The organism is Clostridium yunnanense (assembly GCF_016595795.1).
In the GTDB taxonomy this organism is placed as follows: Bacteria; Bacillota; Clostridia; order Clostridiales; family Clostridiaceae; genus Clostridium_AR; species Clostridium_AR yunnanense.
Map to the genome: position 1 here is coordinate 1 of NZ_JAENHN010000025.1, position 8,559 is coordinate 8,559.

Here is an 8,559-nt window from a genome sequence, read left to right on the forward strand (position 1 = left end):
TGCTCTACCAACTGAACTACGTCCACCATATTTGGTGCGCCATCAGGGACTCGAACCCAAGACACCCTGATTAAGAGTCAGGTGCTCTACCAACTGAGCTAATGGCGCATAATGGTGCGTCTTAAGGGATTCGAACCCCTGGCCCACGCCTTAGAAGGGCGTTGCTCTATCCAGCTGAGCTAAAGACGCATGTTAAACAACATTGATTATTTTACTAAATCCAACATCTTTTGTCAAGATGTTTTTTTGGAGCGGGTAGTGGGAGTCGAACCCACCTTTTCAGCTTGGAAGGCTGGAGTATTACCGATATACGATACCCGCAATTAACTGGTCGGGGTGACAGGGATCGAACCTGCGACCTCATGGTCCCAAACCACGCGCGCTCCCATCTGCGCTACACCCCGTTTGTTTTCACAACTTGGTAACCTTTCGGCGACAAAGATTATTCTACACGATGTTATTATTACAGTCAATACCCTTTTGAAAAAAAGTTTTTTAATGACTTTTCCTTACAAACCTAGTGTTTGCAATACTTTGCGCCGATATACCAATTTATGTAACTAAAAGTTTTAAGATTAAAACGAATTAAAATATTCAGAATATAACTAATTACTCATATGTATTACAGTTCTACTAAATAAGGATATAGAGGCTTCCCTTCCTCAACTTCTATAAAGGCTATACTTCTTTTGCTCATTCTAGGAAGTGAGGCACTGCCTGGGTTTACAAGCCATATATTGCTATGTTGTGTTACAAGTGATTGATGAGTATGGCCAAATAAAGCAGCATCTGCAGCTACTTCTTTGGCTTTAAAATATATAGAATTTAAATCATATTTCACATTGTATTTATGTCCATGAGTAATAAAAATTTTTTTATCTAAAATCTCAACAATCATATCTAAAGGATAATTATTTGAGAAGTCACAATTACCTTTAACACCATAAACTTTTCCGTTGTAGTCCTTAATAATATATTCTAAATCAGTTATATTATCACCTAAATGAATCAATATATCACTTTTATTTATCATTTTCTTTACTTTATCTATATACTCTGTAATACCATGAGTATCACTAACTACAGCTACGAGCATTTCTATTATGCCTCCAAATTTAAATTAGATTCTTAAGTTCTTTTTTTACTACCTCTAATGCTTTGCCTCTGTGGCTTATGGAATTCTTCTCATCTGCTGTCATTTCTGCGAAGGTTTTATTAAATTCCGGCACGAAAAATAGAGGATCATATCCAAACCCTTCTACACCTGTTAGCTCCTCTTTTATAACCCCATATGCTCTTTCTTCTACCTTTACAGTTTTCTCATCACTATTTATTAAAACTATAGCACAAACAAAGGATGCCTTTCTCTCTTCAGCTGGTACACCCTTCAACTTCTCTAACAGTTTTTCATTATTTTTTTTATTATTTCCATGTTCTCCTGCATATCTTGCAGAGTAAACTCCTGGTTCCCCATTTAGGTAGTCAACCTCTAAGCCTGAATCGTCAGCCATTATAAGGAACTCTTCTAATCCTTTTTCTTTTGCGTATTTATAAATTTCACTAGCTTTTTTATAAGAGTTTTCTAAAAATGTCTTACCATCCTCTACCACATCTATATCTATATTACATTCTTTAAGAGATTTTACTTCTACTTTTATATCCCTTAATATTTGTTTTATTTCTTTTATTTTATGATCGTTATTACTAGCTACAATAATTGATTTCACTTTATTTTCCCCCTGTACCTATCCATAAACTATCTGTCTTTAAGACATCTTTTTGCGCTTGAATTATATGCTTAACACCTTTTTCTCCTAAGGATAGCAGTTCATCTAAATCCTTTCTCGAAAAAGGACTTTCTTCTCCAGTCCCTTGCACTTCAATAAACTCTCCAGTATCAGTCATAACTATATTCATATCAACTTTAGCCTTAGAGTCTTCTTCATAACATAAATCTGCAATTTTCTCATCATTTAATATTCCAACACTTACAGCTCCAACAAAACTTCTTATTGGAAAAACCTTAAATGGCTGATTTTTATGAAGCCTATTAACTGCATCTACTAAAGCTACAAATGCGCCAGAAATTGATGCTGTTCTTGTACCTCCATCAGCTTGAATAACATCACAATCAATCCATATAGTCTTCTCACCAAGTGCTTTCAAATCTACTACAGATCTTAGAGCTCTTCCGATAAGTCTTTGTATCTCCATAGTTCTACCATCTATTTTTAACTTAGCTATATCTCTAGGTTTTCTAGATTGAGTTGATCTAGGCAACATATTATATTCTGCTGTTATCCATCCTTCTCCACTACCCTTTAAAAATGGTGGCACCTTCTCTTCTATTGATGCATTACACAATACCTTTGTTTCTCCCATTTCTATAAGTACTGAACCCTCTGCATACTTTGTATAATTTCTTGTTAGCTTTATAGGTCTTAACCCCTCATTTTTTCTTCCGTCTATTCTCATAAAATTGCCTCCTTCATAAATATCATATGGAAAAAAGTTCATCTCTTTCAGGTTGAGGAACTATTACTTCCCCTTCTAATTCTTTAACTAATATTCCCTTATCATTTGTTATATTACCAATTATAGTAGATTTAATTCCATTTTTCATTAGTAGTTTTACAAGCTCTCTACCATTTTTAGTAGTTATAATCATGCTACCAGAAGATATTAACTTAAGCGGATCTATATTGAATACCTTGCATACTTTCTTAGTGACAGCAGTAATAGGCATCCTATCTTCATACACTTTAAACCCTACATTAGAAGCATCAGCCAATTCCCAAAGTGCTCCAAGCACTCCGCCTTCAGTGATATCATGCATACTATTTACACCGAATTCTCCACTTACTTTCCCTTCAATTATAACACTAATCTTATTAATATATTCTTTTGCTTCGTCTATTTCTTCGTTTGTTAATACATCTTTTAGTTTATCGATTTTATCATTTACTATTATATTAGTACCTTCTAACGCAAGATTTTTAGTTACGACTATATCATCACCCACTTTAGCTCCTGCCGTTGATACTGCCTTTCCACTGATACATTTGCCAAGAACAGTACAAGAAACAACAATTCTATTTACTGCAGAAGTTATTTCTGTATGTCCTCCAATTATCTCAACATTTATCTTCGAAGTTTCCTCATCAATTTGCTTCATTACATCGTTTATTTCTTCAAAGGTAGTATTTTCTGGCGCTAGTATAGTGACCAATATAGCCATAGGATCAACTCCACAGGAAGCTACATCATTACAATTTACATGAACCGCAAGCCTTCCTATGTTTTCGGCTGCACCAGTTATAGGATCAGTAGATATTACACATTCGTACTCTCCAAAGTTTATAACAGAGCAATCTTCTCCTACTCCATTTCGTACTCTTACTTCATCTCTCTTAACTGATTTATTGTTATTTATTAATCCTTTAAGATCATCCCAGTTTAATTTTCCTGATTTCATAAATGTTCTCCTTGTTTATATATATACGTATGCAATTTTTCGCTGCAACAAACATATTATTAATATAAGTATTAATTTTATGAGGTGGATACATTGAAGTATATAGGTCCTTTTTTTAGAATAAATAGTCTGACTTCACTGGAGATAGAAAGCCAGCTATTCTTTCTTTCACGGGAAGCCCTGAAACACATCGTATTACAATCTCGCTGCGGTCTAATAGCCTCGAGCAAAACTTCCAAAAAGTATCTTTCTAACAATGATATTAACATAATAAAAGATTTTTCTCCACTTTTATGTATTTATAAAAAAGGGTCTCCAAAGTTTGCATCAACTAAGCATTTTCACGGTTGGTCTGATGATGGTGTGAAGAAAGAAATCAGTAGTTCATCAAATGCATTAATGACTTTGAGTATATTAGAACTTTCAGAGTTTTATGCAAAGTTTGAGAAATCTTCTAGCATCAACTATTCAATGGCAAAGATTTATAGAGCCCTAGCTAAACAGCAATTAGATTTTTATTCTAAACAATTAAGAAACACAGATGGAGTTTTTGTAGATAAAAAGAATTTATCAGAAGGAAATAGTGAATTTAACCTTATGGATAAAGATAAGAAATTTAAATTTTCTGATCAAGCTTTAATGATGGTTGCATATTATCTTTATTGGAACATATGTACATTTGATGAGGATAGAGAAATGTATAAAGACTTTTCTCTTGACATATTAAATATGTTTTTAAACTATAAGGAAGAAATCTACGACTTATCCTTCCAGGAATGCTGCAAGATTTGTTTTGCATTTAATACACTTTACAAGTATTCCAATAATGATGATGTAAAATTATTCTTAATTGATATCACAGATTATCTAGTTGATAAATACAATGAGAAGAATTACATCCTTGATAATTTAGATTATTCTTGCTTAATGGCAATAAATCTTCATTTATCTTACAAGAATACTGGAATTGAATCCTTTAAGGATAACTTCTTGCAGATTAGCGAGAGACACAAAAGATTATTTGATGATACTTCGGGAATTTTCTTAAAACCAATGGAAAAAAAGGATATAAAATACGATTGTACAGAAGTGAATAATTATATGCTAAACATGCTTATTTACGAGGAATATGATTCTTCAAGAGATTTTAAGGCTATGATTTCCACACTATTTAGACAGTTTTATATCACCTCAGGCCTTGTGATTTCTTGGCCGGACGCACCATCTTTAGATAGTGACGAAAGATATAAGAACCTAACCCTAAATTCTGCTGACCTTATTGATGAGTCAATGTTTAGAGTTAGTACCACTCCATCACCAGATACCACTGGAACTGCGCCAATATTCTTAAAGAAAATTTCATATTCAAAAAAGAAGGAAAACTTCGTAACATCTAAGATAACTTTTGACAGTGCAAAGAATTTAACTAACTTTTTTAATATAATATTTTTGTTTAAGGATACAATTATGAAATCTTTTTTCTTAACTGAAGAGACATTGCCTAAAGAAAAAGTAGAAATGGATATTAGCGAAAATGAAGTATTAGATATTACAGAAAAAATAACTGATGAGACTCACAACAAAATTTAAAGAGGAGCATAACTTTGCTCCTCTTTTTTTGTTTCAAATAAAGTATAGAATTTTCATGCCGATTAAACCTAGATATCTTAATTTTTATGGCGATACAGTAAAAAAGCAAAACTTATTTACTTATAGTTATTAGTGTTATTTAATATGCTAATTAGTATAATCAACCTCCAATTGGTTGAGATTTAAAATTCCATCTTTACTAAAGGTTATACTCTTCACCTTATCTGACTTAACGCAAATTAGGTTGTCAAAAAGCAGTGGTACTATATAGTTATTATCTCTTAATAATTTTACAATAGTTTTATTTTTACTATCCACAGTTTCATCCTTTTTCAAGGTATTTGTGGATATCATATCATTAATATCTTTATTATCTATAGCTTTTCCCTTACTATTTGCAATCCACTTATTCACTAACTGACCATATGTGTCAGAACTAGAAGTTATATCTTCTAGCAATAATTCATAATCTCCGGTTGAAACAACCTTTTTTAATTGATCTTCATCTAGTAGGTTGTATTTTACTGTTATATTATATATATCCTTAAGATTTTTTGATATAAATTCGCATATACTTTTATTCTCATCACTTTTTAAACATACTAACCTTAAAATACCACCCTCATAGCTTGATTTGCCAATCAGATTACTAACCTGTTCCTTAATTGAATCTAAGTTCTTTGAATCATCTGTAATAGTTGAGCTTACAATGCTTTCATTAGATTTCAATGCTTTTCTCTCTAATTCCCCTAGAGCTAGCTGAAATCTGTCTTCTTTTACTAAAGAATTGCCTGTTATAGTATTTAAAATAGACTTTTCCAACGCTCTTCTCATACTCAGATTAGTCTTACTATTTTTAGCATCCGGATTAAATTCTATAACCTTCATAGTATCATTAGGAAATATCTCCACCAGATTTTTAGATGATAACCTAGATATCTCACTATTTGGTATGTTTAATATTATATCTACATCTTTTTTAGATTCAAAATCTGCTAATGCAAGTTCAGCACCTGTAAATACTTTTAATATTATCTTTTTTGCATTTGTATTTTTCTTATTCCAATATTTTTCGTTAAGATCCAGTTCTATTTCCTTATCCTCATTTACATTCTTTATTGAATATGCCCCTGAGTATTTAATGGTGGAAAATTTCTGTTTATAATTATCTAAACTATCATCCAGCTCTCTAAGTTTAAAATACCCCTCACACAGCTTTCTCAAGAAACTATCATCTCTTACGTTCATCCTAAACTTTAATACATTTCCATCTTCTTTTGATATTGCAACATTCTTTTCAAAAGTCCCCTTACCTTCATGATATTCTTTAACTCCGTATACATTATAGAGCTTACTTACATATTCATCCTTATTCTTATTAGATGTAACACTCTTAAAAAACTTCAAAAAATCATCTGCTGTTATTCTACTACCATTACTCCAATAAATATCATTTCTTAGTTTAAAAACATATTCCAGTCCATCTTTACTTATTGAATAGGACTCTGCAAGATCCGGAACTATATCTCCATCTTCATTTTCACTGACTAACCCATCAAAAATTGAATAAATTAAATCCTTGTCCCTAAGACTTAGTTTATTATTGATATTTATAGAGTCAGGAAACTTTTCCACTGCATAAGTTATCGAACTATTATCAGTAATATTATTACTTTTCGGTATTATACTAGTACATCCCTGCAAGGTAATAACTGCTATAACTAACATCAATAGTTTGGAAAGCTTTCTTTTCATCAATATACTCTCCTTTAAGAATTATATATCTGAATTATGTCCAAACAATATTAATATTAATCATACTGGCAGATATCTATTGAAATCTAATTTATCATATTTCAAGTGTTCATTATACTTCTTTTTACTCCATATTTGTCTTTTTAGAAAGGCCTTGCTATCTTCTAAAAAAATCTTAGGGTAAGATAACTTCCAACTGTTCAATTTATATATTTCTGCTTGAAAAACTCCTGTAGTAATAAAATAAGCTTTATCCACTTCCATATGATCTACTAAATCTATGAAATTATTATAATCTTCTTTAAATACTACTAAGGTTTTATTAAACTTCAATAAAATTTTTTCTCTCTTTCCTATAAGCTTTATTTCAAGAGTTAATCTATCTTTAATAATTACTTCGTATTGTATACCATATATCCAACAGTTCTTCGTCAAATTCTTAAATACCATATCTATTGGTACTCTTTTAAATTTTAGTATTGCTTTATCTAATGACTCTTTATGAAGCTTATAATATATTGAACTGATTACCCCAATGTTGCCTCCAAATTCTTACTTTTCATATTATAGAATATGCTGAATATCCATTACAAACTACATTTAAATTAAATTTATCAAAATAAAAATTTACAAACTTGATAAAATTTCTTAAACAGATTATTATAGTATTATAATTTATGTATCTGATTATTAATTTACATATTTGATAGTAGTACATTTTATTACGAAGTGGTACATCCATATATTGAAAAATAGCATAATATATTTACGGAGGTTTTGGTAATGTTACTTGCAATAGAGATAATTGGTGTGTTATGTATGGTTACTATAATTTTTGTGGCAATTTGGGGATTTATAATAGCTAAATATGCTTATAGCCAAATAAAATATCAAAACTATCTATTAGAAAAACTTACTCAAAATATTTATCTATTAGTGACAAAAAACAAAAGTCTGACAGAGATAATTGGGGATAATAATACTAATACTATAAATGAAAACAAAAAAACAGATGGTGAAATCTAACCTGAAGTTGTCAATCTAAAGTAGACAGCAATAAAAGCAATATTAACCAAAGCCTCGTTCAGTTCTATACTGAATGGGGCTTTGATAATTTAATGCATATGCAGGTCTATCATTATTATAATAATAGATGTATTTGTCCACGAATTTGAATATATCATCTTCTTCATAAAAATTAAAGTCAACAACCATCTCATCTTTTATCCAACCATTTATTGATTCAATAATAGGATTATCCGTTGGAGTTCCCGCTCGCGACATTGAGTGAACTATGTTACAATTATTATGAGCTTTTGCGAATGCTCTTGAAGAATAGACGGCTCCTTGATCCGTGTGCAAAACGACTGGAGTTGTTTGTTCTTCAATTTTTTTCTTTAAATCCTCTAAACATAAAAGATAGGTGCGTCTATCGCCTTGCTTAGATGTCAGGTGATGTGAAATAATCTCATTATTGTATGTATCCATAATATACGTCAACTCGTAAGAGTGCCCCTTATGGTTAAGGCAAGTCATATCTGAAATCACCAATTCTAGTGGTTTTGAAGCATTCCACTTCCCATTGACTATATTCGGATAAATGATATTCTCGTTTCCAGGTCGCCTATATTTATAACCTCTAACTTTAGACTTTATACCACTGATTTTACAGCACTTATGTGCAAGATTGTCCGAAAACAACCACCCGGTTTCCTTGCGGATTACGGTAGCTAGTCTAT

Annotated in this window: 9 protein-coding genes and 4 tRNA genes; 2 read left to right on the forward strand and 11 right to left on the reverse strand. The window is 31.3% G+C overall.

What is annotated here, in order from left to right; all coding sequences use genetic code 11:
* Positions 1-32: 32 nt before the first annotated feature.
* The 8 genes from JHL18_RS07355 to JHL18_RS07390 form a co-directional block, all read right to left on the reverse strand.
* Positions 33-108 (reverse strand) — tRNA-Lys (locus JHL18_RS07355).
* Between the two features lie 4 nt (positions 109-112).
* A tRNA-Arg gene (locus tag JHL18_RS07360) sits at positions 113-189 on the reverse strand.
* A gap of 58 nt (positions 190-247) precedes the next feature.
* Positions 248-321: transfer RNA gene (locus JHL18_RS07365), tRNA-Gly, on the reverse strand.
* Between the two features lie 7 nt (positions 322-328).
* Positions 329-404: transfer RNA gene (locus JHL18_RS07370), tRNA-Pro, on the reverse strand.
* Between the two features lie 218 nt (positions 405-622).
* The gene (locus JHL18_RS07375; RefSeq protein WP_200267656.1) at positions 623-1,096 is read right to left on the reverse strand and encodes a metallophosphoesterase; all 474 of its coding nucleotides are present in this window, start codon (positions 1,094-1,096) and stop codon (positions 623-625) included.
* Positions 1,097-1,115: 19 nt separating this feature from the next.
* Complete coding sequence (locus JHL18_RS07380; RefSeq protein ID WP_200267658.1) at positions 1,116-1,727, reverse strand: XTP/dITP diphosphatase; 612 nt, start codon at positions 1,725-1,727, stop codon at positions 1,116-1,118.
* A gap of 1 nt (position 1,728) precedes the next feature.
* On the reverse strand, positions 1,729-2,475 hold the full coding sequence (gene rph / locus JHL18_RS07385; RefSeq protein WP_200267660.1) for a ribonuclease PH: 747 nt from the start codon (positions 2,473-2,475) through the stop codon (positions 1,729-1,731).
* Positions 2,476-2,497: 22 nt separating this feature from the next.
* Positions 2,498-3,475: an AIR synthase family protein gene (locus JHL18_RS07390; RefSeq protein ID WP_200267662.1), complete on the reverse strand. Its 978-nt coding sequence runs from the start codon at positions 3,473-3,475 to the stop codon at positions 2,498-2,500.
* A 93-nt stretch (positions 3,476-3,568) separates the two neighbouring features.
* Here JHL18_RS07390 and JHL18_RS07395 point away from each other — a divergent pair, with 93 nt between their 5' ends.
* The gene (locus JHL18_RS07395) at positions 3,569-5,065 is read left to right on the forward strand and encodes a hypothetical protein (protein ID WP_200267664.1); all 1,497 of its coding nucleotides are present in this window, start codon (positions 3,569-3,571) and stop codon (positions 5,063-5,065) included.
* Positions 5,066-5,212: 147 nt separating this feature from the next.
* Here JHL18_RS07395 and JHL18_RS07400 read toward each other — a convergent pair whose 3' ends face one another.
* Both JHL18_RS07400 and JHL18_RS07405 read right to left on the reverse strand, forming a co-directional pair.
* On the reverse strand, positions 5,213-6,820 hold the full coding sequence (locus JHL18_RS07400; protein WP_200267666.1) for a peptide ABC transporter substrate-binding protein: 1,608 nt from the start codon (positions 6,818-6,820) through the stop codon (positions 5,213-5,215).
* A 60-nt stretch (positions 6,821-6,880) separates the two neighbouring features.
* Complete coding sequence (locus JHL18_RS07405; RefSeq protein ID WP_200267668.1) at positions 6,881-7,270, reverse strand: hypothetical protein; 390 nt, start codon at positions 7,268-7,270, stop codon at positions 6,881-6,883.
* A gap of 333 nt (positions 7,271-7,603) precedes the next feature.
* Here JHL18_RS07405 and JHL18_RS07410 point away from each other — a divergent pair, with 333 nt between their 5' ends.
* On the forward strand, positions 7,604-7,846 hold the full coding sequence (locus JHL18_RS07410; RefSeq protein ID WP_200267670.1) for a hypothetical protein: 243 nt from the start codon (positions 7,604-7,606) through the stop codon (positions 7,844-7,846).
* 42 nt (positions 7,847-7,888) lie between these two features.
* Here JHL18_RS07410 and JHL18_RS07415 read toward each other — a convergent pair.
* On the reverse strand, positions 7,889-8,559 hold a 671-nt coding region (locus tag JHL18_RS07415), incomplete at its 5' end, for a DDE-type integrase/transposase/recombinase (RefSeq protein ID WP_207752983.1).

What these genes read in the sequence shown, in the direction of transcription:
- JHL18_RS07375 (WP_200267656.1), bottom strand. Translation starts at nt 1,096, where the DNA reads ATGCTCGTAGCTGTAGTTAGTGATACTCATGGTATTACAGAGTATATA.
- rph (WP_200267660.1), bottom strand. Translation starts at nt 2,475, where the DNA reads ATGAGAATAGACGGAAGAAAAAATGAGGGGTTAAGACCTATAAAGCTA.
- JHL18_RS07390 (WP_200267662.1), bottom strand. Translation starts at nt 3,475, where the DNA reads ATGAAATCAGGAAAATTAAACTGGGATGATCTTAAAGGATTAATAAAT.
- JHL18_RS07400 (WP_200267666.1), bottom strand. Translation starts at nt 6,820, where the DNA reads ATGAAAAGAAAGCTTTCCAAACTATTGATGTTAGTTATAGCAGTTATT.
- JHL18_RS07405 (WP_200267668.1), bottom strand. Translation starts at nt 7,270, where the DNA reads ATGGTATTTAAGAATTTGACGAAGAACTGTTGGATATATGGTATACAA.
- JHL18_RS07410 (WP_200267670.1), top strand. Translation starts at nt 7,604, where the DNA reads ATGTTACTTGCAATAGAGATAATTGGTGTGTTATGTATGGTTACTATA.